This is a genomic window from Fundidesulfovibrio sp. (genome assembly GCF_058402725.1).
This window is the reverse complement of sequence record NZ_JBZVFJ010000041.1, coordinates 1-26,359: the sequence shown is the minus strand read 5'-3', so window position 1 is coordinate 26,359 and position 26,359 is coordinate 1. Positions and strand designations below refer to the sequence as shown.

The following is a 26,359-nucleotide window of genomic DNA, read 5'->3' as shown; positions in this document are numbered from 1 at the left end:
TCTTCCTTCGAGTCGTTGCCCGTGCCGAAGTGCACCTTCAGCTTGCCCGTGGGTTCGAGGCCGGAGCCGCTGTGTGTGTTGCTGGAGAGGTGGCCGTTGAGCAGGTGGATGCCGTTGAAGTCCGTTGCGTTGGCGATGCGGGTGATCTCCGAGGCCATGGCCTGGTATTCGGAATCGAGGATAAGGCGCTGGGCGGAGGTGTAGGTGCCGGTGGCGGCCTGGGTGGCCAGCTCCTTCATGCGGATGAGCTTCTCGTCGATGACGCTCATGCCGCCGTCGGCGGTCTGGAGCAGCGAGATGGCGTCGTTGGCGTTGCGCACCCCCTGGTTCAGAGAGGCGATTTCGGCGCGCATGAGTTCGCTCACGGCCAGCCCGGCGGGATCGTCGGCGGCGCTGTTGATGCGCAGCCCCGAGGAGAGTCGCAGGGTGGAGCGCTCCAGGCCGTCGTAGGCCCGCGTGAGGTAGTAGCCGCTCACGATGGCCAGGGGATTGTGGTTGAAGATCGTGGTCATGGCGTCGCTCTCCGCCTGCCGGCCGGGTGGGGTGGGGGATGGAATCCCGGCTTGTCCCCTTTCTTATCGGATGCTGCAGGGGAATCTTTAGGCCGGCACGCTTGAGCGGGCATTCTTCCCGGCGCCTCGCCCCCGCGAAGCGGCGCGAAAGGGCTGCGCGGCCCTAGCGCAGCCCCAGCTTGGCGCGCACCTCGGCCCTTGCCAGGTCGAAATCGCTCTGGAAGCTGGGGCTGGCGCGCAGCGCCATGAGCACGACGCCCGCTTCCATCTGTCCCGCGCCCACGTCGGCGGGCCAGTGCTGGCCCAGGACCAGGCGGTTCAGGCCGTATTGCACGCCGTAGGTGACGAGCTCGCCGCGCTTTTCGGGAACCATGTCGGCCAGGATCATGCCGTCCACCAGCCCCAGCAGCGTGTGGGCGCTGGGGTAGGAGGCCGCGCTGACCGGCCCCTGGCTGTTGTAGATCCTGTCCAGGTTGATGTTGGTGTTCTCGATGTTCACGGCCACGCGGGTGAAGAAGGCGTTGGCCGCGGGCAGGTTCTTGGCGTTGAAGTCCTGCCCGAGCACCTGGGAGAAGTCGAAGACCGAGGGGTCGGAGTCCCAGAGGGCGGCGGCCGTCATCTGCGGGGTGGCCGTGGCGGTGACGGCCTGGAGGATTTGCACGTTGGCGGCCTGGGCGGCCGTGCCCGGGGCGGGGGGCGGCGGCAGGAGCTGGAGGGCGGCCAGCGTGGCCGCCGCGCTGGAGAAGTAGGGGTCCGGCCCCAGGGGCTGGGCCAAGGCCCGGCCGGGAGCCAGGCCGGTGACGGCCAGGGACATGCCAAGGGCCAGGAGCAGGAGCGCGCGGCGACAAAGCGGGACCATGGAGACCTCCGTCAGGGTGCTGCCCGCCCGGCGCGCGATGGGGGAGGGGACACGGCCGGAGCCGGTCGGCCGGGCCGCGCCCGGCCGGGAGGGTCCGTTGGCTCTACAGCGTCGCGGGGCGGGCGTCCACTTACGGATGGGAAATCCAGCGCCGGGCGGTGCCGCGCCGTGCCGCATACGCTGCCACGCCGGGGCGCTCCCCGGTCTCCAGCGGTCGCTTCCCGGCCGCCGACGCAACAGCGCCCGGCAGGTTTCCCTGCCGGGCGTCTCGATCATCGTGTCGCCTTGCGGCGCTTATTTCTTCACTTCGGTGTAGTCGGCGTCCACCACGTCGTCGTCCTTGTTCTGGGCGCCGGCGTGGGGCTGTCCCGCGCCGGGGGCTCCGGCTTCGGGGCCGCCGGGCTGCGCGCCCTGCTGCTGGTAGAGCTTCTCGGCCAGCTTGTGCGACACCTGGGCCAGCTCGTCGGTGGCCTTCTTGATGGCCTCGGCGTCGTCGCCCTTCATGAGCTCCTTGAGCTTCTCGGCCTTGGCCTCGATCTCGCCCTTGGTCACGGCGTCCACCTTGTCGCCCAGCTCGCGCAGGGTCTTCTCGGTGGTGTAGACCAGGGTGTCGGCGTGGTTGCGGGCCTCGATGGTCTCCTGCTTCTTCTTGTCGTCGGCGGCGTGGGACTCGGCGTCCTTGATGAGCCGCTGGATCTCGGCCTCGGAGAGGCCCGAGGAGGCCGTGATCTGGATGGACTGCTGCTTGCCGGTGGCGGTGTCCTTGGCGGTGACGTTGACGATGCCGTTGGCGTCGATGTCGAAGCCCACCTCGATCTGGGGCACGCCGCGCGGGGCGGCGGGGATGCCCGTGAGCTCGAAGCGGCCCAGGGTCATGTTGTCCTGGGCCATGGGGCGCTCGCCCTGGAGCACGTGGATGGACACCGAGGGCTGGTTGTCGGCCGCAGTGGTGAACACCTGGGACTTGCGCGTGGGGATGGTGGTGTTGCGGTCGATGAGCTTGGTGAACACGCCGCCCAGGGTCTCGATGCCCAGGGTCAGGGGGGTCACGTCCAGGAGCAGCACGTCCTTCACGTCGCCGGTGAGGATGCCGCCCTGGATGGCCGCGCCCATGGCCACCACTTCGTCGGGGTTCACGGAGCGGTTGGGCTCCTTGCCGAAGAGCTCCTTCACCTTCTGGGAAACCAGGGGCATGCGGGTCATGCCGCCCACCAGGATCACCTCGTCCACGTCGGCGGCGGTGAGCCCGGCGTCGGCCAGAGCTTTCCGGCAGGGTCCGGCGGTGCGCTCCACCAGGTCTTCCACCAGCTTCTCGAGCTTGCCGCGCGAGAGCTTGACCATCATGTGCTTGGGCCCGTTGGCGTCGGCGGTGATGAAGGGCAGGTTGACCTCGGTCTCCATGGCGGTGGAGAGTTCCTTCTTGGCCTTCTCGGCGGACTCCTTGAGGCGCTGGAGGGCCATGCGGTCCTGGGAGAGGTCGATGCCGTTCTCGCGCTTGAACTCGTCCACCAGGTACTGGATGACGCGGTGGTCGAAGTCTTCGCCGCCCAGGAAGGTGTCGCCGTTGGTGGCGCGCACTTCCACGACGTTGTCGCCCACTTCCAGGATGGAGATGTCGAAGGTGCCGCCGCCCAGGTCGAAGACGGCGATCTTCTCGTTGGCCTTCTTGTCGAAGCCGTAGGCCAGCGAGGCGGCGGTGGGCTCGTTGATGATGCGCTTCACCTCAAGGCCCGCGATGCGCCCGGCGTCCTTGGTGGCCTGGCGCTGGGAGTCGTTGAAGTAGGCGGGCACGGTGATCACGGCCTCGGTGACGGTCTCGCCCAGATAGGCTTCGGCGTCTGCCTTGAGCTTGGCCAGGATCATGGCGGAGACCTCGGGGGCGGAGTAGCGCTTGCCTTCCACCTCGACGGCGGCGTCGCCGTTGGCTCCGGCCACGATCTTGTAGGGGCAGTGCTTGAGCCACTCGGCCACCTCGGGCGCGTCGAACGCGCGGCCCATGAGGCGCTTCACGGCGAAGATGGTCTTCTCGGGGTTGGTGACGGACTGGCGCTTGGCGATCTCGCCCACCAGGCGTTCCTTGGTGAAGGCGACGATGGAGGGGGTGGTGCGCCCGCCTTCGGGGTTGGTGATGCACTTGGGGTCCTTCCCCTCCATGACGTAGACGCAGGAGTTGGTGGTGCCGAGGTCGATGCCGATGATCTTGCCCATGAAAAAGGTTCCTCCTTGGGAGTGGTGATGGCTGCCGGTGCCGCTCAAGGAACCGGATGATCTGCTCAAAGGACGCGCCCGCCGGAGCGGGCGCGGTCGTGGTTGACAATAATTCGGTTTTCGACGCTGTAAAGGGGCCTGGGGCCACCTTTTTGCCTCGCAATGCGCGTCTTTCCGGGGGAGAGGGCCGCGCTACTGGCTCACCAGCACCTTGGCCGGGCGCAGAAGCCTGCCGCGCAGGCGGTATCCGGCCTGCATCACCGAAAGAACGTGGCCCGGGGCCATCCCGCCGCCGGGCTGCGCGCCCACGGCCTCGTGGATTTCGGGGTTGAACTCCTCGCCGGGCGCGCCGCAGGGCTCCAGGCCGTGGCGGGCCAGGGTGTCCAGGAACACCTTGCGCGTCATCTCCACGCCCAGCACCACGTCCTTGCAGCCGGGCACGGCCGCGCCGTGGGCCAGGGCCAGGTCCAGGTTGTCCAGCACGGGCAGGAGGTCGGCCAGCACGGATTCGGCGGCGTAGCGCACGAACTCCTCTTTCTCGCGGATCAGGCGTTTCTTCAGGTTTTCCGTCTCGGCCAGGGCGCGCAGGCGCTTGTCGGCCTCGGCGGCCACCTCCAGCTTGAGCTTCTCCACCTGCTCCTCCAGGGAGAGGGGGGCTTCGGCGGGGGCGTCGTTTTCGGGCGTGGTCATGGATGGCTCCTCCGAAAGGGCTTCAAGGGAATGGAAGGGTCCGGGGGGACCTTAGAAGTGTCTGTCCAGCATGGCGGTGATGAGCTTGGCGGTGTAGTTCACCAGGGGCACCACCTCGGCGTAGTCCATGCGCAGGGGGCCGATGACGCTCACGGAGCCCACGGGGGTCTGGGCGCCGCCGTAGGGGGCGCTCACCAGGCCGCAGCCAGAGAGGTCGGCCACGTGGGACTCGTTGCCCAGGATCACCACGGTGCGGTACTGGGCGATGGTCTTGTCCAGCACGTCCAGGAGCCTTGCGCGGTCCTGCAGCGCGCCCAGCACCTCGCGCATGGCCCCCATGTCGGAGAATTCGGGCTGGGCGAGCATGTTGAGCGTGCCTTCCAGGTAGACCTCGGGGCTCTCGGGGGCGTCGAAGGCCTCCATGGCCAGGCGCAGGGCGCGACCGGTCAGGTCGGAGAGTTCGCGCTCGGCGGCGGCCATTTCGGCCAGGATGCGCGCGCGCACCTCGGAGACCGCGAGGTTCTGGAAATGGTGGTTGAGGTAGTTGCCGAAGTGCACCAGGTCGTCGGCTGCGATGTCCTCTCCCACGGCCACCAGGCGCTTCTGCACCAGGCCGCCCTGGAGCACCAGGATGCCCATGACCAGCCCCGGGCGCAGGAGCACGAAGTCGATCTGCCGCCAGCGGGCCTGGTCCGGCCTGGGGGCCGTGACCACGCAGGCCTGGCGCGACACGGAGGAGACCAGCCGGGAGGCGTGGCGCAGGATGGTGTCGATCTCCAGCCCGGCCTGGCCCAGGGAGGCGGCCATCATCTCCTTGAGGGGTTCGGGCAGGGGGCGGATGCGCATCACCTCGTCGAGGTAGAGGCGGAAGGCCTTCTCGGTGGGCACGCGCCCGGCCGAGGTGTGGGGTTGGCCCAGGTAGCCCTTGTCCGCCAGATCGGACATGGTGTTGCGGATGGAGGCGGGCGAAAGACGTATCCCCCCGGCCTTGGAGACCGTGCGCGAGCCCACGGGCTGGGCCTTGGCGATGTAGTCCTCCAGGATGGTGGCGAGGACTTCCTTTTCGCGTGGGAGGAGCGGGGCGTCGCTCATGTTTGGCACTCACCTCTTGAGAGTGCCAGAGAGCTAACAACGCCCCGGCGGGCTGTCAAGAATGGCTGCCGTGGTGTTGGTGCTCCAGGTCGAGCACTTCCTGGCCGCGCACGTAGGGCATGAGCACGGGCTTGTCCACCTGTGTGAGCAGGTTGCCGATGGCGGCCTTGAGGCGCAGGATGGCCTCGGCCACGCCCTTGAGGCTGTCCACCTTGCGGTCCACGTCCAGGTCGATGAGCAGCTTGCGCAGGCGGCTGATCTCTTCGGCCAGGTCGTGCACGTCGCGGTCGGGCTGGGGGCGGTCCAGGGCCGTCTTCACCTCTCCGGCGATGGCTTCGAGCTCTTCGAGCACCATGGAGTTGTAGTTCATCATGATGCCCAGGACGTTGTTGCCCACATGGGCCATGCCGCCCGCGGCCTTGGCCAGGGCGTCCTTGCCCACTTCGAGCTGGCGGCCCACGGTGAGCGAGACGATCTTGGAGGCGTCGGCCAGGAACTGGGGCTCGTAGCGGTCGAAAAAGCCGGGGTGGTGGGAGTAGAGGTTGATGGCCCCGAAGGCGTCGCAGTCGGAGACGCGCAGGATGAAGGCCAGGCGGGAGCGGTAGCCCTCCTGGTAGGCCATGCAGTCGATGGATTCGCCGCCGCGTTCCAGGCCGCGCAGGTCGTTGGAGAGCACGTGGAACACCCCGCGCTCGTTGACGGCGCGCATGACGGGGTGGGTGTCCATGGAGTCTTCCATGATCCACACGAAGATGGGGGTCTGCCTTTCCTCGGCGTCGGAGGCGGCCACGTTGATCCAGTTGCCTTCCTCGTCGCGCAGGCGGCAGACGAAGAGGTCGGCCCCCAGTTCGCGCAGGAGCACCTCGCCCGAGCGCTCCAGGATCTCCTCGGCCGTGGTGAATTCCTGCCCGGCCTCGACGAGGGCGTAGATGATCTCGGTCATCAGCGTGCTGGACTCGTAGGCCCGCTTGAGCAGCTCGAAGCGGTGCTCCAGCTGGATGAAATGCGGGTGGCAGTGGCGCAGGCGCTCGATGCGCGAGGACTTGATGCGGTCGAGATCGAGCCGGAGTTCGGTGAGGGAGCACAGCAGCTCGCCCCAGTCGCGCACGGGCTGTTCCAGGTTGTGGAAGTCCGGGCGTTTCACCAGGGTGACGAGGCTCGTCTTGAGGGACACAAGCAGGTGCATGATGGCCACGCGGACCGGGGGCGGAGCGTCGTCCAGAAGCTTGGTGACGAGGCAGCGCATGTCCAGGCGGCTCTCGAACCGGCAGGCCTTGGCAAGGTCTTGCGAGAATTGGGGCATAGCGTGCGTGCGAGGATATAACAGCGTTGGGGAAAGGCAAGGGGAAAAAGAGGGCCGCGAAGGTCGTCACCTTCGCGGCCCAAGCCCTGAGGGAAGAGGCCGGCAGGCAGCCGGAATCTCTCGTCTCGAAGGGGTGACGCCTGCAAGACGGCTGAAGTCTCGCGGCATCTCCCCACCACAACCAACCCGCCTTTTTAATAGCAAACGGGATGCCAAAGTTTGATGGAATTGGAAAAATGTGTAACCTGTTGATATCGCTGCATCCGGCCCGGAAGAGGCGCACGATGCGTCCCCGAGGCCGCGAACCGGGCGACGCAGGGTGCGTTCTCAAGGAAGCAGGGGGAGGTTGGCGGACGCTCCGGTTGATGAAGGCCGTGCCGGGCGGGCTGGGCGCGGCCGCAGAGGTGGGGCGAGAATTCTATTTGTAATGCATGGTGTTTGGGTTGGATCAAAGTGATCGATTCGTCGGGAGAAAGATTTCATATCCCGGAAGGCCCTTTACCACCGTATTCGCTTGTCTCAAGTCCCCATAAGTGGGATAGTAAGCTAAACAGGCTAAAGTAGCGACGATTGTCTACATCAGAATCCTCGTGAGCGAATGTTCATGCCACCCACAGGGAGACCCTCTTATGGCCAAGAAAAAGGCCCCGCCGAAGTCTAAGCCCACGACTAGCCCCGAGGCTTCGGTTGAGACACCCACCAGCGCCCTCGTGCAGCCCCCGGGTCCATCTTTCCCCATAGTCGGGATCGGCGCATCTGCAGGAGGTTTGGCGGCTTTTGAGGCATTCTTCTCTGGCATGCCTGTAGAGACCGATCCAGGCATGGCCTTTGTGCTGGTTCAACATCTGGCCCCTGATCACAAAAGCATCCTCACCGACCTTATCCGTCGCTATACCCGCATGCAGGTGTTCGAGGTAGAGGATGGGATGGTAGTGAAGCCTAACTGCGCGTACATCATTCCGCCCAATCGGGATATGGCCTTTCTGAATGGCACGCTCCAATTATTGGAACCTTTAGCTCCCCGAGGACAGCGTCTCCCTATTGATTTCTTTTTCCGGTCCCTGGCCCAAGATCAACGCGAGAAGGCCATAGCCATAGTGCTCTCTGGAACCGGAAGTGATGGAACTATGGGGGTTCGGGCCATCAAGGGCGAAGGGGGCATGGTCATGGCCCAGAAACCCGAGTCCACCGAGTATGATGGAATGCCGCGAAGCGCCCTTGCCACCGGCCTAGTTGATTTCGAATTGCCACCAGCCGCGATGCCAGCCCAGATAATCAGCTACGTTGTCCATGCATTCGGCAAGCCCCCTCGGCAGGTAACAGCTCTTCCGCTCAAGACGGAAAGCACCCTGAAAAAGATTTTCATCCTTCTTCGTGCACAGACCAGTCATGATTTTTCCCAGTATAAGCCGAGCACGATTCATCGCCGGATTGAACGGCGAATGGCAGTTCATCAGATCGATACGATGGACGGCTACGTCAAGTTTTTGCAACGGACCCCAGCTGAAGTTGAAGCCCTCTTTCGTGATCTGTTGATCGGCGTAACCAATTTCTTTCGCGATCCTGCGGCCTTTAAAGCCCTTGAAGAACAGATCATCCCGAAACTCTTTGCCGGTAAGTCCCCAGGCTCTCTGATTCGCATTTGGTCGCCAGGATGCTCGACAGGTGAAGAGGCATACTCTTTGGCCATCCTCCTGCAAGAGCGAATGGATGATTTGAAACAGAGCTTCAAAGTCCAAATTTTCGCCACCGACATTGACAGCCAGTCGATTGGAACAGCCCGCAGCGGTCTTTATCCAGCTAGCATTTCCTCTGACATCTCTGAAGAACGTTTAGCTCGATTTTTCTCTGTCGAGGCTGACGGCGTCGCGTACCGAGTTAATAAAGGCATCCGGGACATGCTGGTCTTTTCTGAGCAGAATGTGATCAAGGACCCGCCCTTCTCCAAACTCGACCTGATTAGTTGCCGTAATCTGCTTATTTATTTGGACGGGGACTTGCAGAAGAAGATTATTCCCCTTTTTCACTACGCCTTGAACCCTGGCGGCTTCCTGTTTCTGGGAACCTCGGAAACTGTTGGCGAGTTCGGCGACCTATTTTCTACGCTTGAGAGAAAGTTGAAGATTTACCAGCGCAAAGGGGATGTTCTGGGTTCCCACCGCATACCTCTAGGGCAATTCCTGCCACCCATGACTGCGTTGGATACTAGACGCCCATTAGGAGCATCAAGGGAAGTTGACACTAGTAATCTACCTATGCGGGAATTAACTGAAAAAACACTTCTGCAACAGTTTGATCCTGTCGCTGCCCTGGTCAACGGGCAAGGTGTCATTTTCTATCTACACGGTCGCTCTGGCCAGTATCTGGAACAGCCTCCGGGTGAAGTTGGTGTTGTAAATATTTTGAAAAATGCTCGCGAAGGGTTACGGCGAGACCTAGTCACCGCCTTGCACAAAGCCGTCCAGACAAGAGAAGTCGTTCAGTTTTCTGGCCTTCGAGTTAAAACCAATGGCGACTTCACTTCGGTCAACCTGACCATTCGCCCGGTCATGACTGGCACTGGCGGAGCAACGGAATCACCCCTCTTTCTCGTCATCCTGGAGCAATCGCAATCACCTGCCAACGAGCAGGAAGGGATTTCCACCCCGCAGGCCCTCGAAGCTGACGGCATTTTGGGTTCAACTGTTGATGAGCGCATCACATCACTTAAACAAGAACTGCGAGCCAAGGAAGAGTATCTCCAAACTACTAACGAGGAACTGGAAACCTCTAACGAAGAACTCAAATCCTCGAACGAGGAGATGCAGTCGGTCAATGAAGAGCTCCAATCCACAAATGAAGAGCTTGAGACATCCAAAGAAGAACTCCAATCGGTCAACGAAGAACTGGCGACGGTCAACTCTGAGCTCCAAACCAAGGTGGCGGATTTATCGCGAGCCAACAACGATATGAACAACCTTCTGGCCGGTACGGGCATTGCCACCATCTTTGTTGATCATAAGTTACACATCCTTCGTTTCACCCCTGCCGCCACTCAGATAATCAACCTGATCCTGAGTGATGTGGGGAGACCAGTGCGCCATATCGTGTCAAATCTTGTCGGGTATGATAGCTTGGTAGCTGATGCGCAGGCCGTCCTTGATTCTCTGACCCCTAAAGAGACAGAAGTTCAGACGCTTGAAGGCAAGTGGTACACGATGCGCATTCGGCCTTATCGGACACTCGACAATGTGATTGAAGGCGTTGTGATCACGTTCTTCGATATCACTGAGATGAAAAAATCGCAGGATCTGCTTGCGCAGGCAAACGACCAGCTCCGTCTAGCTGTGGTTGTACGCGACTCCCAAGATGCCATCTTGATGCTGAATTTGGACGGGGCCATCATGGCCTGGAATCCTTCGGCTCAAAGGATATTCGGTTGGACCGAACAAGAAGCTTTGAACATGAACATTCGTGACATCATCCCTCAAGATATGCGCGAAGAAGAAATTAAAATACTTCGCCGAATCTCAGCGGGAGGCGAGCATGAACCGTATAAGGCGCAGCGTCTCACCAAAGATGGAAAGCTCGTGGCGGTATCGATACTGGCCACACCTCTTATCGGTGAGGCCGGTCAAGTTTATGCTCTAGCGACCACGGAGCGACATTTGCTCTGAGGGGGAATCATGACGAAGGACAAGCTGCGCCAGGAAGCGGAGAAACGCGTATTGGCAAGTGAGGCCAAGAACAATCGCGCTCTTTCACTTGAAGAAACACAGCATGTTCTTCACGAACTCCGCGTCCACCAGATTGAGTTGGAGATGCAGAACGAGGAACTGCGTCGAGCCCAGGCCGAGTTGGATGCCGAGCAGGCGCGCTATTTTGATCTTTATGACCTAGCACCCATTGGGTATCTCACCCTTACGGATATGGGGTGTATCCAAGAGGCTAACCTCACTGTTGCGACCCTGCTAGGTGTTCCCCGGACCGAGCTTATCAAACAGCCGTTAAGTCGATTCATCCATGTAGAGTCCCAGGATCAGTACTACCACCACCGCAAGAAGCTCCTTGAGACTAGTGAGTCGCAGGCATGGGAACTATTGATGGTTAAAATGGACGGCACGCTTTTTTGGGCGAGCCTTTCCTCCACGGTCACTCAAAACTCCGAGGGAATCATTGTATACCGCGTCGTGATAAGCGACATCACAGAACGCAAGCGGGCTGAAGAAGGCTTGCTGAAGAGTGAAGCTCATCTCCGCATTATCTCCGACAACACATACGACTGGGAATACTGGCGAGCCCCGGACGGTAAGTACATTTGGGTTTCCCCCTCGTGCAAAGCCATCTCTGGCTTCGAACCGGAAGAGTTTACAAAGGACGAACCACTCTCGATCCTTGAGATAGTTCACCCTGAAGACCGGGGAATCTGGAAAGAGCACTTGGAGGAATTGGACAAGCTTCAGCATCAGCCTCAGGAAATGGAATTCCGAATAATCAAGCCCTCTGGCAATGTCGTCTGGATCAACCATATCTGCAAATCAATCTTCAGTGATGAGGGCGTCTTCTTGGGTCGCCGTGTATGCAATCGAGACATCACGGAGCGGAAAACCATAGAGCAGGCTCTGACTTTTTTGGCCACCTGTTGCAGCGCACGTTCGGGGATGGGATTCTTCGAGACTCTTGCTAAGTATTTGGCTGAAACCCTGGACATGGACTTCGTCTGCATTGATCGGCTGGAAGGGGACGGGCTTAACGCCCGAACTCTGGCTGTATATTTCGATGGGCATTTTGAAGATAACATCAGCTACGCATTGAAGGACACTCCTTGTGGGGATGTGGTGGGGAAGCAGACATGCTGTTTCCCCCGCGATGTGCGCGGGCTTTTCCCTAAAGATGAAGTCCTCCAAGACATGCTTGCCGAGAGCTATGTTGGCATCACACTGTGGGATTCTGCCGGGCAACCCAACGGACTTATAGCGGTTATCGGTCGTCACCCCTTGAATGATTCCCGGCTTGCCGAGTCAATTCTTCAGTTAGCTGGCGTTCGAGCGGGAGGAGAGGTTGAACGTCTTCAGGCTTTAGAAGCACTCCAAATTGCGAAGAACTTTGCCGAGTCTGCAAACAGAGCAAAGTCCGAATTTCTGGCCAACATGAGTCACGAGATTCGTACACCACTTAATGGCGTCCTGGGAATGCTTCAATTGCTCGACACTACAACCCCGAATGATGAACAGAGAGAATACATTCTCGCTGCTATAAAGTCCTCAAATCGCTTGACTAGGCTGCTCTCTGATATCCTCGACATTTCAAGAATCGAAGCAGGCAAGATGCAAGTCATCGAAGCAGAATTCGAATTTTACAATTTGAAAGAATCCATTATGGAGCTTTTTAAGTCAGCCGCAAAAGAGAAGAAGCTTGGCTTGGATTTCACAGTAAGCCCACAGATTCCGAAACGGCTGATTGGAGATGAAGCGCGACTCCGGCAAGTGCTTTTCAACCTTGTTGGGAACGCAATAAAATTCACGGAAAAGGGACATATTGTTGTGGACGCATCCATGATTCAGACCGACAATAAAGCGTCTTGCAGAATCCTCTTTTCTGTTGAGGACACTGGGATAGGCATTCCGGACAATCGGTTAAAAGACATCTTTGATCCTTTCGTCCAAGGAGGAGATACCTTCCGTCGTAACTACCAGGGTGCTGGATTAGGCCTTTCGATCGTACGGCGGTTGGTTAGTCTTATGGGGGGGGGCATCTCCGTAGACAATACAGAAAGCGGCGGGACTACCTTATACTTTTCGCTGCCGTTTAAGCTCCCCGGGGGGAAGACGAATATTGACATGGAGGGGAATCGTTTGACTCCGGGCTTACCCAACGAACCCCCCCTCCGTATCCTGTTGGCCGAAGACGATACCGTAACCGCTATGGTTACAACGCGACTCTTCAACAAAGCGGGCTACTCTGTTACCGTCGCAACTGATGGGCTGGAAACCTTGAGGCTGTTGGATGAACAGGATTTCGACATCATCCTTATGGATATCCAGATGCCTGTCATGGATGGAGTTGAAGCGACTAAAACCATCAGATCTTCTTCAGCCCTAGGTGCAAAGGCTAATATTCCCATCGTAGCCACGACAGCCTATTCTATGGTTGGAGACAGGGAGAAATTCCTTGCAGTCGGGATGAATGACTACATTGCTAAGCCGATTGACATCGTCGCTCTCAAGGAGATTGTCACGCGTATTATCGCAGACTCGGCATCTACCGACGGCCTTCAAGGCACGCCCCATCCCAGGCGCGCTCAGGGGCGCGTTCGCCGATGACGGGACTGAACTAGGGTCAAATCCCGGCTTGAAACGCTCGCTGAACGAAAGAGCCAGCGTATCAGCGATATTCCCCCTGAACAAGTGCTGCAGGCGCGCGTTCGTCTCGCGTTGCCCGGGCGTCCAGTCGGGGGAATCGAAGTACGGCTGCGGATAACCTCGGCTGGGTGCCCCATTTGTGCCCAAGCGATGCCGCCGAGCGTGGGCAGAGCTTGCGAGGGCGCTCCGAAAGAGGCGCTGCCGCCGTTCCTCGTGGGGCGTCAGGCGGCCGTGTCAGCGTGGTGGGTGGTCCGCGCCCGTTAGCCCGACGCTCCCGTTGTTGTGGTAGATCAGGCAGCCCTGTGCCGTGACGTTGCCCACCAGGCTGAGGCCCAGCTTGCGTGCCAGCTCCGCGCCGAGGCTGGTGGCCATGGAGCCCGAGGCCAGCACGGCGAAGCCGCAGCGCGCCGCCTTCAGGGCGATCTCCCCGGAGACGCGCCCCGTGGTGAGCAGGATCAGGTCGCGCGTGTCGATGCCTTCCAGCAGGCATTTCCCGGCGATGGTGTCGATGGCGTTGTGGCGGCCGATGTCCGGGCAGAAGAAGAGGATCTCCCCGGCCGAGCAGAGGGTGCTGTTGTGGCAGCCCCGGGTGGCCCGGTAGAGTTCCGAGCGCGCTTCGAGCCCGGCGGCCAGGGCGATGAGGTCCCCCGGCGTGCAGACCGGCGCGCGCCTCTTCGCCGCCGCGCCTTCGGGCCTGCATCCGAGCGCGGCCAGGCCCTGGCCCGAGGTGAGGCTGAGCCTGGGCTCCACCGGGGCCTTGGAAACCAGCTCGATATGGGCGACAAAGCTGTCGTCGCGCTCCTCGACGGTCAGGTCCGCGATGTCCCGGGCCGTATCGACGATCCCGTTGCAGAAGAGGAACCCCGCCGCCAGGGAGCGCGGATGCAGTCCCGTGCACTGCAGCGCGGCAAGTTCCCTGCCGTTCACCAGCAGGCGCAGGCTCGTCTCCAGGACGGCGTTGACCGTGACCGGCCTGAGGCCCTCGGCGCTGAAGCTGAGCGCCTCGCATCGCCTGTACACATCCATGGCTCGATTCCGTCGGGCGGCATGATGCCGGTTGCTGGCTTTCGGGGCTTGGATTAGAAGGATACGGGCAAAAGAACGCGAGGCCAAGCCCTTGAAGGGCATCCGGGCTGGGCATCCGGGGGGGTGGAGCATGAGGCGCTTTTGCGGGTCCGGACCGATCGTCGAGGCGGCGGAGCGCTGCGGCCTGGGCGGCGAGCTTTCCCGGCGCGGGTTCCTGCTCTTTTCGGCAGGGGCCCTGGCCAGCATGGCGGCTCTCGGCGCGGCGTCGGCCTGGGGGGCCGGGGCGCCGCTGGTGATCCTGGACAACCCCCAGGGCCTGCTCTTCGCCGATCCCGCGCGCTGCGTGGGCTGCCAGCGCTGCGAACTGGCCTGCACCGAGTTCAACGACGCCGTGGCCGCACCGTCGCTCGCCCGGATCAAGATTTCGCGCAACCTCAACTTCGGCCCGGCCGGGCCTTCCGGCGCACCGCTCCTGGGGGCCTACGGCAACGGCCTGGTGGTGCAGGGCCTCTGCCGCCAGTGCCCGCATCCCGTGCCCTGCGCCACGGCCTGCCCCCAGGACGCCATCGTGATGGACGCCTCCACCGGGGCCAGGGTGGTGGACGCTGCGCGCTGCGTGGGCTGCCGCCTGTGCCAGCGGGCCTGCCCCTACGCCATGATGGTCTTTGACGAGGGGAGGGGCAAGGCCTCCAAGTGCTTCCTCTGCCAGGGCAGGCCGCGCTGCGTGGAGGCCTGCCCGGCCTCGGCCCTGCGCTACGCCCCCTGGCGCGACCTCACCCGCGAGAGCCCGGCTCTCGCGGTCATGAGCGTCATCCCTCCGGAAAAGGCCAAGGCCTGCGCGGAGTGCCACGTCCCCGTGCCCGACAGCCCGGCCAAAGAGCGGTCAAGGAGCGGATCATGACGCAAAGCCCCGGAGGATTCGCGGGCAAGGTGCTGCGGGTGGACCTCTCGAGCGGCAAGGTCAGCCGGGAGGACACGGCGGAGAAGTACGGCGATGTCCTGGGCGGCACGGGCATCGGCTACAGGGTGCTCTTCGACGAGGTGCCTGCCGGGACCGGGCCTTTCGACCCGGCCAACAAGCTGGTGTTCGCCACCGGAGCCCTGGCCGGAACCGGCGTGCCCTGCAACGGCCGCACGGCGGTCACGGCCGTCTTCCCCACCGTCTGGCCCACGCCCCTGGCGGGCAGCGGGCACATGGGCGGCCAGTTCGCGGCCAAGCTCAAATACGCGGGCTACGACGCCCTGATCGTGGAGGGCCGGGCCGACAAGCCGGTCTGGCTCTTCATCCGCGACGGCCGTGTGGAGCTGCGCGACGCCTCCAGGCTCTGGGGCGGCGGCATCCGGCGCGCCACGCTGGAGATCAGCCAGGAGATGGGGCCGGACTGCGTGGTGGCGGCCATCGGGCAGGCGGGCGAGAGGCTCGCGCCCCTGGCCATCGTGGCCAACAGCGTCTCGCATTCGGCGGGCGGCGTGGGCGGGGTGATGGGCGCGAAGAACCTCAAGGCCGTGGGGGTGCAGGGTTCGGGCGCGCTGCGCATCGCCGGCCCCCGGGACGAATGGGAGCGGCTGATCAAGCACCACCTCTCGATCCTCGGGGCCAACAACCAGCACGTGGTTCCGGCCTTTCCCAGCCCCGAGTCGGAGTACTACAACCCGGGCTCGCGCTGGGTGGGCGAGCCGGGCAGGCGCTGGGGCGCGGCGGACCCGCCCGTGGAGATCACGGGCAGCATTTACGACCTCAACCGGATCGCCTACCGCTCCAACAGCGCGGCCTTCTTCCTGGGCGAGCAGGCCTGGCGGCACACCGTGCGCGGCAACGGCTGCACGGCCTGCCCCATACGCTGCCACACCGTCGTCAAGATGCCCTCGGTGGCGGCCAAGTACGGCATCAAGGAGGTGGGCCAGAACACCTGCGTCGGCCTGGTGTTCGGGCGGGCGTTCTTCCGGAACATGCCGGGCGGAAACAAGGGTCTCGGCTCGCTCGAGGCCTGCATGGTGGGCATGCACCTGGCCGACGACTACGGGCTGTGGTGCAACTACGGCCAGCTGCAGCGCGACTTCGTGAAGCTGTATTCCGACGGAACCCTGAAGGCCAGGCTGCCCGCCAAGGAGTACGCCTCCTACGCCTGGGACAAGTACGACGCCGGGGACCCGGCCTTCCTCTTCGACCTGATCCCCCGCCTGAGCGAGCGCCAGGGCGAGCTGGGCCAGGTGCTGAGCCAGGGCACGGCCGGGCTCTTCCGGCACTGGGGCATCCAAGAGGAGGACTGGAAGCGCGACCATTCCACGCTCTACTGGAAGATGGGCCACCCCAAGCACCACGCCAACGAGGACGACGGCCAGTGCGGGGTGCTCATCAACACCCAGTACAACCGGGACGCGCAGTGCCACTCGCACACCAACTTCGTGCGCAACGGCCTGCCCATCGCGGAGCAGAAGCGGCTGGCCGGGGAGATCTGGGGCTCGCCCGACAGCGTGGACGCGGTGGGCGACTACAGGCCCATGAACGTCCACAAGGCCCGGCGGGCCAGGTGGTCGCTGGTGCGCAAGGAGCTGCACGACAGCCTGGGGCTGTGCAACTGGATGGGGCCGTGGGTGGCCTCGCCCCTCAAGGAGCAAGGCTACCGGGGCGACGACAGCCTGGAATCGAAGCTCTTCAGCCTGGCCACCGGCCGCGCGACCAGCCGCGAAGAGCTGGACCTCATGGGCGAGCGCATCTTCACCCTGCACCGCGCCCTGACCATCCGGGACATGGGGACCCTCGCCATGCGCGAGAAGCACGACCTGACGCCGGACTGGCTCTACGAGGACAAGCACGGCCAGCAGCCTTTCACCCAGGGGACCATCCGCATGGACCGCGCCGACATCGCAACGGCCCTGGACATGTTCTACGGGGTCATGGGCTGGGACAAGGCCAGCGGCGCGCCGACCCGCGAGACCTACGCTCGCCTCGGCCTGGACGGAGCGGCTGCGGCCCTTGAGCGCCTGAACCTCCTGCCGGGAGCCTCCAATGAACCGGGAAAATGATCCGCTCCTCCTGGCGCGCGAGGCGGTGCGCCAGGCCAGCGCGCAGGCCCGCCTGGCCGGGCTGGCCGACATCGCCGCCTCGGTGGCCGGGCAACTCGGCGGCGAGGCCCCGCAGGCCTCTGCGGCCCTTCCGGTCCCTGCGGCCTCTGCGGAAGGGCTGGCCGAGCTGCTGGCCGAGGGCCTGGCCCGGGAGCCGGACATCGCCTGCTTCACGGGGCTGGACGGCGAGGCCAGGTACCACATGCCCGCCCTCCTGAGCCGCCACTTCGCGGGCATCCTCGACCGCCGGGGCAACACGGCGGAACTCATCGCGGCCGAGGTGCGGATCAACTCCCGGGACTATCCCCGGCCCGTCCGGCCGGAGCTCTTCGAGTGCCCGCCCTTCGCTCTCGCGCCCGAGGAGATCGCCGCCGCCCTGAAAACCATGGCCGCAAGCGAGGTCTACGCCGACATCCGCTTCACGCAGAGCCCGGAGGGGGCGGTCCATCTCTTCTCCACGCGCCACCTGACCCCGGAGTACGCCCGCTTCCTGGCGCGGCGCGACGAGGACATGGCCGGCAACCCCTGACGCGGCTTCCGGGGCGGGACCGCCCTCATGCGACCGCAGCCCGCCGCAGCGTCCGACCGTGTTGCCCTCCGGCCCCGGGCGCGGTATCATGGCCCTATGCGTTTCCCCAGGCCCCGCAACCTCCAGACCAAGTTCATCCTCGGCCTTGCGGCCATCATGGCCGTGATCGGCGTCTTTTTCGTCTACCTGCTCCAGCAGTACCTGCGCGAAACCCTGGAGAACGAGGCGCGCGGCAAGGCCCAGGTGATCCTGCGCGGCGTGGAATCGCTCCACGTCTATGTGCAGGACAACCTGCGCCCCGCCATCTCCGGCGCGCTCCTGGAGGACAAGGGCCTGCTCGAAGCCATGAGCTGCACGGCCCTGGCCCGCGCCGCCATGGCCCCCACAGGCCCCGAGGGCAGGGAGGACTTCGGCTTCAGACGCGTGGCCCTGGGCGCGCGCAGCCCCGACCTGGAGGCCAGGGGCCTGGAGCGCGAGTTCATCGCCCGCTTCCAGGCCGATCCGGACCGCGAGTGGGACGAGGCCATCCTCATGGAAGGCGGCAAGCAGTACATGGTGCTGGCCCAGCCCGTGCGCTACCAGGGCTTCTGCCTGCGCTGCCACGGCGACCCGGCCATGGCCCCCAAGGAGCTGGTGGAGGCCTTCGGCCCCGAGCGCGGCTTCAACCGAAAGGAGGGCGAGCTGGCCGGAGCCCACGTTGTGCGTCTGCCCATGGAGGCCACCGTGGCGCGCATCCAGGGGGCCACCCTTGGCTTCGTGCTCATGTTCAGCCTGGGGGCCATCTTCCTCTTCGCCACCATCTACGTCTTCTTCAACCGCCTCGTGGTGCACAACCTGCGCCGGGGCCTGGAGGTGATGGGCCGCCACTTCCCCGAGGCCGCCCAGGCCGCCAGCGCCCCCCAGGCCCTGCCCGCCGGGCTGCCCCGCGACGAGATCGAACAGATGCTGCACTCCATGGAGCACTTCGCCGAGAGCCTGCGCCAGGCCAGGGCGCAGCTGCAGTCCTACGCGGCCACCCTGGAGGAGCGCGTGGAGGAGCGCACCGAGGGCCTGGCCCGCGAGGCCGAGGAGCGCCGCGCCGACGTGGGCCTCTTCGTGAGCCTGCTCGACGGCCTCAACCGCACGCGCGGCCGCCAGGAGATCCTGGAAGGCTGCCTGGGGCTCATCGCCCGGCGCTTCCGCGCCCGGCGCGCCACCTACTGCTGCGCCATGGCCCTGGGCCAGGCCTTCTCCTGGCCCCGCGAGGCCCCGGCCACGCCCATGCCCCACGCCTGGGAGCGCATGGCCGCCCGGGGCGCGTTCGAGTCCCGGGGCGGGCAGGCCTTCGTGCCCGTGCAGACCTCCGGCGCGACCCAGGGCCTGTTGGCCCTCTCCTGGCCCGAGGGCCAGGCCCCGGCCCCCATGCCCGTGGACGTGCTCATGGCCGTGGGCCAGCAGCTGGGCGTGGTGATCGAGAACATGGACGCCCTGGACAGCCTCCTGCGCCAGAACGGACTGCTCCAGGCCGTGTTCGAGGGCATCGCGGACCCGGTGGTGCTCCTGGACGGGCGCGGCCAGGTGGTGCTGGCCAACGCCTCGGCCCAGGGGCTGGCCCTGCCGGGCGGCGGAGTGGCCGGTTCGGGCGCGGCCGTGCTCTGCGACGCCCTGGGCATCCGCTCCGGGCGCACCCTGCCCGCCGCCGTGCTCTCGGGGCCTGCCGTGCGCGAGGTGGTGCTGCCGGGCGAGCGCACCTTCCTGGTGTCGCTCTATCCGCTGCCGGAGTTCATGGACCGGGGCGGGCGTCTGGTGGCCTACGCCCGCGAGGTCACCCAGGAGCGGCGCATGCGCGAGCTGGCCCAGCAGAACGAGAAGCTCCTGGCCGTGGGACGCCTGGCCGCCGGCCTGGCCCACGAGATCAACAACCCCCTGGGCGTCATCCTCTTCTACGCAGAACTGCTCAAGGGCCTGCCCGGCCTGGGCCAGGGCCGCGAGGACGTGGACGTGATCGTGCGCCACACCCGCCAGGCCCAGAAGGTGCTGCGCGATCTCCTGGACTTCGTGCGTCCCAAGAAGGGCGTCGCCGGACCCTGCGACCTGGCCGAGACCGCCCGGCGCACCGTGAACGTCTACCACGCCCAGGCCGCCGCCGAGGGCAAGGAGATGACCCTGGACGCCCCGCCCGACCTGCCGCCCGTCAACGCCGACGCCGCCGCCCTGGAGCAGATCCTCTCCAACCTGCTCATCAACGCCCTGGACGCCGTGGAGCCTGGCAAGGGGGCCATCGCCGTGAGCGTTGCCCTGGAGGACGGGCAGGCCGTGCTGCGCGTGGCCGACAACGGCCCCGGCATCCCCAAGGACACCCTGGGCCGCATCTTCGACCCCTTCTTCACCACCAAGGAGGTGGGCAAGGGCACCGGGTTGGGCCTGGCCGTGGTCTACGGCCTGGTCAACGACATGGGCGGCAGCGTGGAGGCCCAGAGCCCCGGCGGCGCGCTCTTCACCGTGCGCCTGCCCCTGGCCGGGGAACGGGAGGACGCCCATGCCGCGGCGTGAAACCGTGCTCGTGGTGGACGACCAGCCGGACTTCGCCCGGGGCCTGGCCCGGCTCATCGGTTCGCGCCGGGAGAACCTGGACGTGCTCCTGGCGGGCGGCGGCCAGGAGGCCCTGGACCTCCTCGACAAGGCCCAGCCCTCCATCCTCTTCACCGACCTGCGCATGCCCGGCATGAGCGGCCAGGAGCTCCTGGAGCGCGCCCTGGACCGCGCCCCCTCGCTCACCGCCGTGATGCTCACGGCCCACGGCGACGTGGGCTCGGCCGTGGCCGCCCTCAAGGCCGGGGCCTACGACTTCCTGGTGAAGCCCGTGGAGCCCGACACCCTCTTCCTCACCCTGGACAAGGCCCTGGAGCGCGCCCGCCTGCTCTCGGAGAACCGCAGGCTGCGCGAATCCGTGGCCGAGGCCGAGACCTGGCGCGAGCTCATCGGGGAATCGCCCTCGGTGCTCAGGCTCAAGGAGACCATCGCCGCCGTGGCCCGCTCGGACTACACGGTGCTCATCCAGGGCGAGTCCGGAACGGGCAAGGAGGTGGTGGCCCGCGCCGTGCACGCCATGAGCCAGCGCAGCGACGGACCCATGATCTGCGTGAACTGCCCCGCCATCCCCGAACAGCTCCTGGAAAGCGAGCTTTTCGGCCACGTGAAGGGGGCCTTCACCGGCGCGGAGAAGGCCAGCAAGGGCCTCTTCCTGGCCGCCGAGGCCGGAACCATCCTCCTCGACGAGATCGGCGACATCCCCATGAACGTGCAGACCAAGCTCCTGCGCGTGCTCCAGGAGCGCGAGGTGCGCCCCGTGGGCGGCAGCGAGACCGTGGCCGTGGACGTGCGCATCATCGCCTCCACCAACCAGCACCTCGAGGAGAAGATCAAGGACCGCTCCTTCCGGGAGGACCTCTTCTACCGCCTCAACGTGCTCACCGTGGCCACGCCCGCCCTGCGCGAGCGCCGCGAGGACATCCCGCTCCTGGCCGCGCACTTCCTGCGCCGCACCTGCAAGGAGATGAACCTCCCCGAAAAGGAGCTGACCCCCGACGCCCTGGGCTACCTGGCCGGGCGCGAGTGGCCCGGAAACGTGCGCGAACTCCAGAACTTCGTACGCCGTCTCGTGGTGTTCGCCCAGGGCAGGGTCATCGACGCCCACGCCGCCCTGGCGGCGGACGGCGGTCCCCTCGGCGTGGCCCAGGCAGCCTCCTGCGCCCTGGGCAGCTACCAGGACGCCAAGAACCAGGCCCTCGAAGCCTTCACGCGCTCCTATGTGGAACAGCTGCTCAGCCGCACCCGGGGCAACGTCTCGGAGGCCGCGCGCGTCTCGGGCCTGGAGCGGGCCAGCCTTCAGAAAATCCTCAAACGCCTGGCCATCGACACCCAGGACTACAAGAACTGAGGAAGGTACCAGCCATGACACTACGATTGGCGCTCCTCCTGGCCCTCTGGGCGCTCCCGGCGCTAGTGCTCCCGGTGCGGGCCGACGCCCAGGCCATCCGCTCCTCCGAGGTGGTCACGCCGCCCGGCATGGCCATCCCGGCGCCGCCGGCGCTCAAGGCCGTCGCGCCCAAGGGGTTCGCCCTCGGTCTGGGGTACGGGCTCTCCTGCGCCCAGGCGCAACCGGGCGGGGCCATGGTCCTGCATTCCCTCACCGGGCGCGGCCCCACGCTGCGCGGTCCCTCCGTGGCCGAAGCCGCCGGGACCGCCCCTTCCGCGCTCTTCGTGCTGCCCGACTACACCCCCGCCGTGGTCACGCTGATCCTCTCCGGGGCCAGGGCCGAGGTCACGGGCGTGCTCCCCCTGGCCGGGGAGGACGGCAAACCCCTGCGAGGACTGCCCCCGGCCTCCAGGCAAACGGGCGCGCACGTGGAAATCCCCCTCAGCCTGGGGCTCAAACCCCTCGCCTTCGACCCCACCGGCATGGACCCGACCGGCGTGGTCTACGATTTCAAGCGCGGGGCCTACTGGATCGTGGACGGCTACCGTCCCGCCCTGGCCCGCGTCTCCTCCGGGGGCGGCCACGTGCAGGCCCTCTACGTCCCCGGCGACGGCCTGGAGCCCTATCTGGGCTCCAAACGCCCGGGCGGCGGCTTCTCGGGCGTGAGCCTCTCCCCCACGGACAAGCTCTACACCATCATGCGCAGGCCCCTGGCATGGGAGGGCAAGCCCGGCCACTTCACGCGCATCGTGGAGTTCGACCCCTCCTCCGAGCGCGTGCGCCAGATGCCCTACCTGCTCGAGGAAGACTACGCCGATCCCGAAAGCGTCACCACCGGCGACCCCGTGGCCTACGCCGACAAGCGCCTCCTCGTGCTGGAGCAGGGCCTCGGCAAGGATGGAGCGCCACTCGTCCGCGTCTTCTCCGCCGACCTCACCCGCGCCCACAACATCCACACCGTGCGCAACGAGGCGGGCCAGCCGCCCGAGGCCGTCACCGACAAGGCCCAGTGGCGCGCCCTGGCCATCAACTCCGCACGCAAGACCCTCGTGCTGGACCTCAAGCAGGCGGGCTTCACCGGTTCATGGGCCGAAAGCATGACCCTGCTCAACGACGGGCGCACCCTTCTGTTCATGAGCGGCCACGGCTTCGGCGTCGAGCCCCAGATCGCGGGGTTCGCCACAGGTTCCGACGGCAAACCCGTCCTGGACCCCGCCGCCTACACCCTGAACCCGGACGGCTCCCTGGTCTGCGAGGGACGGCCCGTCAAGGCGTCCTTCACCCTCAAACCCACCTGGGAAGTCCCCAGGATCTGGCTCGTCACGCTCCCCAAAAAGGCCACCGACTACTGAGGCGTCACGCGAACGAAACCTCCGGGAGCCAGAAGAGCCCCATCACCCCTTCAAGGAGACCTCCATGCGACGCGCCCTCCTGTTCCTCATGGCCTTCACGCTGGCCGCCTCCGAGGCCCTGGCCCAGAATCCCGTCGTCCAGCCCCAGGACGTGCGCGTGCCTCCCAAATCCAACGTGCCCGCGCCGCAAGCCCTCAAGAAGGCCTTCCCCGCCGGCTTCCCCCTGGGCGTCGGCTCCGGCCTCGCCTTCCTGCGCAAGGAAAAAGACGGCGCGCTCCTCTTCTACGCCGTCACCGACCGGGGACCCAACGCCGACTCGCCCCGCTGGCTGGCCGGGAGCGACCCGCGCGGTGAGCCCGCCAAGATCTTCCCCGCCCCGGACTTCCATCCTTCCCTGGCGCTCCTGCGCGTCAAAGGGGGCAAGGCGGACCTCCAGCGCGTCGCCCCCCTCAAGACCCGGGACGGCAAACCCGTCACCGGGCTGCCTCCGGCCAAGGGCCAGGCGGGGTCCACCGGCGAAGTCCCCCTCGACGCCGCGCTCAAGCCCCTGCCCTGCGACGAAAACGGCCTGGACCCCGAAGGCGTGGCCGTGGACCAGCCGCGCGGCAGCCTCTGGATCGCCGACGAGTACGGCCCCTTCCTGGCGGAATTCGACGACCGGACCTTCGTCCTCAAGCGCAAGCTCGGCCCGGGCGCAGGGCTGCCCTCCATCCTCGCCAGGCGCCAGCCCAACCGGGGCTTCGAAGGCGTGTGCGTCACGCCCTCGGGCAAGATCGTCGCGGCCGTGCAGTCCATCCTGGACACCGACGGCAAGGTCAAGGATTCCACGGCGTCCTTCACGCGCCTCGTGGAGTTCGATCCCTCCACCGCCCGCGTCCGCATGCTCGCCTACCCCCTCGACACCCACGCCTACCGCCGCACCGCCGACGCCAAGATCGGCGACGTGGCCGCCCTTTCCGACACCCTCTTCCTCGTGCTGGAGCAGGGCGAAGGACGCGACAAGGCCCTGCGCACCATGCTCTACCTCGTGGACATCTCCACCGCATCCTCCCTGCCGGACCTGCCCCTGGAAACCACCGGCATGCAAGGCATGACCCTGGCCCGCAAATGGCTCGTGGCCGACCTGCGCAGCCTGGGCTGGAGCCCAGAGAAGGCCGAAGGACTCGCCCTGGTGGACGAGCGCGCCTTCGCCCTGATCTGCGACAACGACTTCGGCCTCACCGCCGAGATCTCCGCGCCCGCCACCACCAAGGACGGCAAGACAGCCGTCAAACCCGACGAATACACCGTGGGACAGGACGGCACGCTCCACCTGGAAGGCAAACCCGTCGCCAGCCGCGTGACGCTTGCGCCCAACGGCGAAAAGACGAAGCTCTGGATCGTGACCATGCCCAAGCCCTTCACGGACTACATCGTGAAATAGGCGGGGCCTGGCAGCCTGTTAATGGAAGAATCCTCGCTGGCTGCGTTGCAGGGAAAAAGGCAAACCCTCACGCCAAACCCTCACGCAGGAAAAGTTCGCTTCGGGCTTGGCTTTTTCCCTGCGCCTTGCCAGCGGTTTTTGACCAGGCTGCAGGAATCGACTTTGTCAACGGGCTGCCAGCCCGGGGGCGGCCCCGGCCAGGGAGGACGGCGGGACGGGAAGCGGCGCGGTCAGGCGGGCTTGCGGGCCACGACGAGGCAGTCCATCTCCGCCAGGAGTTCAGGCGGGAGGCCGCGATAGTCGTCGTGGAGGCCCGCGAGCTCGTCCTCGGTCGCCGGGTGGGAGCCGAGCACGGCGTATTCCAGCAGCTCGAAGCCTTCCCGCTGGAACAACTCGCGCCACATGGAGGGCAGAAGCCTGTTCTGGTGGAACTTGTCGCGGTTGATGGCCTCCCACTCCTCGGCTGACGAGCGCAGGTAGGAGATGGGCGTGAACCCGCCCACGCGGCTGAAGGAGCGGTGGTCGCGGGTGATGATCTTGTGCAGGGCGTAGCCGCCGGGCGCGAGGACGCGCAGGCTCTCGGCCACTGCCGCCTCCGGCCTACGGACATGCTCCAGCACGGCGAAGGAGACGAGCACATCGAAACGCCCGTCGTCGAAGGGAAGTGACGAAAAACGGTGCGGGTAGCGGTAATCCACCACCTGATCCCGGATCAGGGTGCGTTCGCCGCGCATCTCGAAGACTCCGCGCCAGGCGGCGTCCAGGCCTGCGGCCTTCAGCCCGGCGGCCGAGGCCCGGGCCGGGAACTCTTCGCCCATGCGCCGGTAGTCCGGCCAGCGGCTCGTCACGTCCGGGTAGCGCAGGTTGAAGGAGAAGGCGTCGAGGGCCGTCGGGGCCAAGCCCAGCGCGGCCAGACAGCATTCCAGGCCGAAAAAGCCTCCGGGGCCGATGTGCAGGGCGCGCAGGCCCTCCAGGCGGGGGCAGCGCGGCGCGAGATGCCGCAGGAAGAGGTCCAGGTTGCTCCCGGCCGAGGACGGGAAAGAGCCTACGAGCCAGAAGTCCGAGCCCTCGACGTAGCCCAGACGCCTCAACTGCCCGGCCACGGCCTCGCGGCCGGAAACCGTGGTGACGATGATGCGGGAGAAGGAGAGCCCCGCCAGGGCGGCAGGGCCGAAGATCGGCGCATGGCCCAGGTGCTTGCCTTGCAGGCTGGGGTCGTTGTCGATCACGGCCGCGATCTCGAGGTTCAAGCCCCTTTCGGCGCAGCCCTCCAGGAACCGCACCGAGCCGAGGCCGGCTCCAAAGAGCGCCAGCCGTTCACCCTCGGCCAAATCCGGCACTTCGTCCCAATCGATCCAACCGCACATGCCTTGCCCCCGTCGAGCGCGTCAGCAGCCTGGGGCGGCCCAGCGGGGCCACCCGACAAATGGTCATGCTTTCCGATGTGTCCCGGGGCAAGCCATCTACCGGAGTCCACGCGTTCTGACCAGCCCGGATGTCGCGCGTGTCCCGGGCGCGTTCTTCCTGCGCGCATGCCCGCGCGTCCAGTTCCGGGAAAACGGGCCACGCCCGGATCGCAACCCCTTGCCTTGGGGTGGCGTCCCGCCGGTGCGGACTCCGGGCATCGCCGGAGCCCCGGCGTGGTGGCGGGCGGCTAGCGCGGGTCGCCCTCCAGCTCTGCGTAGATGTACTCGCGCAGGGCCTGGAGCCAGGGCCTGGGGGCGACTCCGGTGGTCCGGGTGAATTTCGTGGTGTCGAGGACCGAGTAGGCGGGGCGAGCGGCCTTGAGGGGGTAGTCGGCGGTGGTGATGGGCCGGACGCGGCAGGTGAGCCCTGCGGCGGCAACGGCCTCGCCGGCCAGTTCGCACCAGCTGGCGCGCCCGGCGTTGGCCAGGTGGAAGAGTCCGCGGGCGTCGGCCTGGATGAGCGACGCGGCGTATTCGGCCAGGTCGGGGCTGAGAAAGAAGATCCCGTAGGGGATGGCCTCGAGCATCTCCAGT

At 65.5% G+C, this 26,359-nt stretch carries 18 protein-coding genes; 9 read left to right on the top strand and 9 right to left on the bottom strand.

The annotated features are described in order from the left end of the window. The 6 genes from ACV4UX_RS07525 to ACV4UX_RS07500 all read right to left on the bottom strand — a co-directional run. The coding region (locus tag ACV4UX_RS07525; RefSeq protein WP_491592695.1) for a flagellin N-terminal helical domain-containing protein at positions 1-512 on the bottom strand (512 nt) is incomplete at its 3' end. A gap of 163 nt (positions 513-675) precedes the next feature. Beyond that, the gene (locus ACV4UX_RS07520; RefSeq protein ID WP_491592694.1) at positions 676-1,371 is read right to left on the bottom strand and encodes a phosphatase PAP2 family protein; all 696 of its coding nucleotides are present in this window, start codon (positions 1,369-1,371) and stop codon (positions 676-678) included. 294 nt (positions 1,372-1,665) lie between these two features. Beyond that, positions 1,666-3,579: a molecular chaperone DnaK gene (gene dnaK / locus ACV4UX_RS07515; protein ID WP_491592693.1), complete on the bottom strand. Its 1,914-nt coding sequence runs from the start codon at positions 3,577-3,579 to the stop codon at positions 1,666-1,668. A gap of 192 nt (positions 3,580-3,771) precedes the next feature. Next, positions 3,772-4,269, bottom strand: coding sequence for a nucleotide exchange factor GrpE (locus ACV4UX_RS07510; protein ID WP_491592692.1), 498 nt, complete (start codon positions 4,267-4,269; stop codon positions 3,772-3,774). Between the two features lie 51 nt (positions 4,270-4,320). Next, the gene (gene hrcA, locus ACV4UX_RS07505; RefSeq protein WP_491592691.1) at positions 4,321-5,361 is read right to left on the bottom strand and encodes a heat-inducible transcriptional repressor HrcA; all 1,041 of its coding nucleotides are present in this window, start codon (positions 5,359-5,361) and stop codon (positions 4,321-4,323) included. Between the two features lie 55 nt (positions 5,362-5,416). Then, on the bottom strand, positions 5,417-6,664 hold the full coding sequence (locus tag ACV4UX_RS07500) for a histidine kinase (RefSeq protein ID WP_491592690.1): 1,248 nt from the start codon (positions 6,662-6,664) through the stop codon (positions 5,417-5,419). A gap of 629 nt (positions 6,665-7,293) precedes the next feature. On the opposite strand from ACV4UX_RS07500, the gene ACV4UX_RS07495 reads away from it, so the two are divergent. Together ACV4UX_RS07495 and ACV4UX_RS07490 are read left to right on the top strand one after the other, a co-directional pair. After that, the gene (locus ACV4UX_RS07495; protein WP_491592689.1) at positions 7,294-10,320 is read left to right on the top strand and encodes a chemotaxis protein CheB; all 3,027 of its coding nucleotides are present in this window, start codon (positions 7,294-7,296) and stop codon (positions 10,318-10,320) included. Positions 10,321-10,329: 9 nt separating this feature from the next. Continuing rightward, a complete protein-coding gene (locus ACV4UX_RS07490) occupies positions 10,330-12,966 on the top strand; it encodes an ATP-binding protein (protein WP_491592688.1) in 2,637 nt (878 codons plus the stop codon). Positions 12,967-13,239: 273 nt separating this feature from the next. Here the strand turns inward: ACV4UX_RS07490 and ACV4UX_RS07485 are convergent, their stop codons facing one another. Beyond that, the gene (locus ACV4UX_RS07485; protein WP_491592687.1) at positions 13,240-14,031 is read right to left on the bottom strand and encodes a formate dehydrogenase accessory sulfurtransferase FdhD; all 792 of its coding nucleotides are present in this window, start codon (positions 14,029-14,031) and stop codon (positions 13,240-13,242) included. A gap of 130 nt (positions 14,032-14,161) precedes the next feature. Here ACV4UX_RS07485 and ACV4UX_RS07480 point away from each other — a divergent pair, with 130 nt between their 5' ends. From ACV4UX_RS07480 to ACV4UX_RS07450, 7 genes are all read left to right on the top strand, one after another. Beyond that, positions 14,162-14,932, top strand: coding sequence for a 4Fe-4S dicluster domain-containing protein (locus ACV4UX_RS07480; RefSeq protein ID WP_491592686.1), 771 nt, complete (start codon positions 14,162-14,164; stop codon positions 14,930-14,932). Next, entirely contained in the window at positions 14,929-17,058 is a 2,130-nt protein-coding gene (locus tag ACV4UX_RS07475; RefSeq protein ID WP_491592685.1) for an aldehyde ferredoxin oxidoreductase, read from the top strand. Before ACV4UX_RS07480 ends, ACV4UX_RS07475 begins: the two co-directional genes overlap by 4 nt. After that, positions 17,042-17,626: a YdhW C-terminal domain-containing protein gene (locus ACV4UX_RS07470; protein WP_491592684.1), complete on the top strand. Its 585-nt coding sequence runs from the start codon at positions 17,042-17,044 to the stop codon at positions 17,624-17,626. Before ACV4UX_RS07475 ends, ACV4UX_RS07470 begins: the two co-directional genes overlap by 17 nt. A 96-nt stretch (positions 17,627-17,722) precedes the next feature. Then, positions 17,723-20,158 (top strand): c-type heme family protein, encoded by a 2,436-nt coding sequence (locus ACV4UX_RS07465; protein ID WP_491592683.1) that lies wholly within the window; start codon positions 17,723-17,725, stop codon positions 20,156-20,158. Continuing rightward, on the top strand, positions 20,145-21,545 hold the full coding sequence (locus ACV4UX_RS07460; RefSeq protein WP_491592682.1) for a sigma-54-dependent transcriptional regulator: 1,401 nt from the start codon (positions 20,145-20,147) through the stop codon (positions 21,543-21,545). The genes ACV4UX_RS07465 and ACV4UX_RS07460 overlap by 14 nt, the downstream gene beginning before the upstream one ends. A gap of 14 nt (positions 21,546-21,559) precedes the next feature. Then, entirely contained in the window at positions 21,560-22,936 is a 1,377-nt protein-coding gene (locus tag ACV4UX_RS07455) for an esterase-like activity of phytase family protein (RefSeq protein WP_491592681.1), read from the top strand. A gap of 64 nt (positions 22,937-23,000) precedes the next feature. Beyond that, complete coding sequence (locus ACV4UX_RS07450; RefSeq protein WP_491592680.1) at positions 23,001-24,359, top strand: esterase-like activity of phytase family protein; 1,359 nt, start codon at positions 23,001-23,003, stop codon at positions 24,357-24,359. Positions 24,360-24,589: 230 nt separating this feature from the next. Here ACV4UX_RS07450 and ACV4UX_RS07445 read toward each other — a convergent pair whose 3' ends face one another. Both ACV4UX_RS07445 and ACV4UX_RS07440 read right to left on the bottom strand, forming a co-directional pair. Next, positions 24,590-25,726, bottom strand: coding sequence for a methyltransferase domain-containing protein (locus ACV4UX_RS07445; protein ID WP_491592679.1), 1,137 nt, complete (start codon positions 25,724-25,726; stop codon positions 24,590-24,592). 287 nt (positions 25,727-26,013) lie between these two features. Next, on the bottom strand, positions 26,014-26,359 hold a 346-nt coding region (locus ACV4UX_RS07440), incomplete at its 5' end, for a sugar nucleotide-binding protein (RefSeq protein ID WP_491592678.1).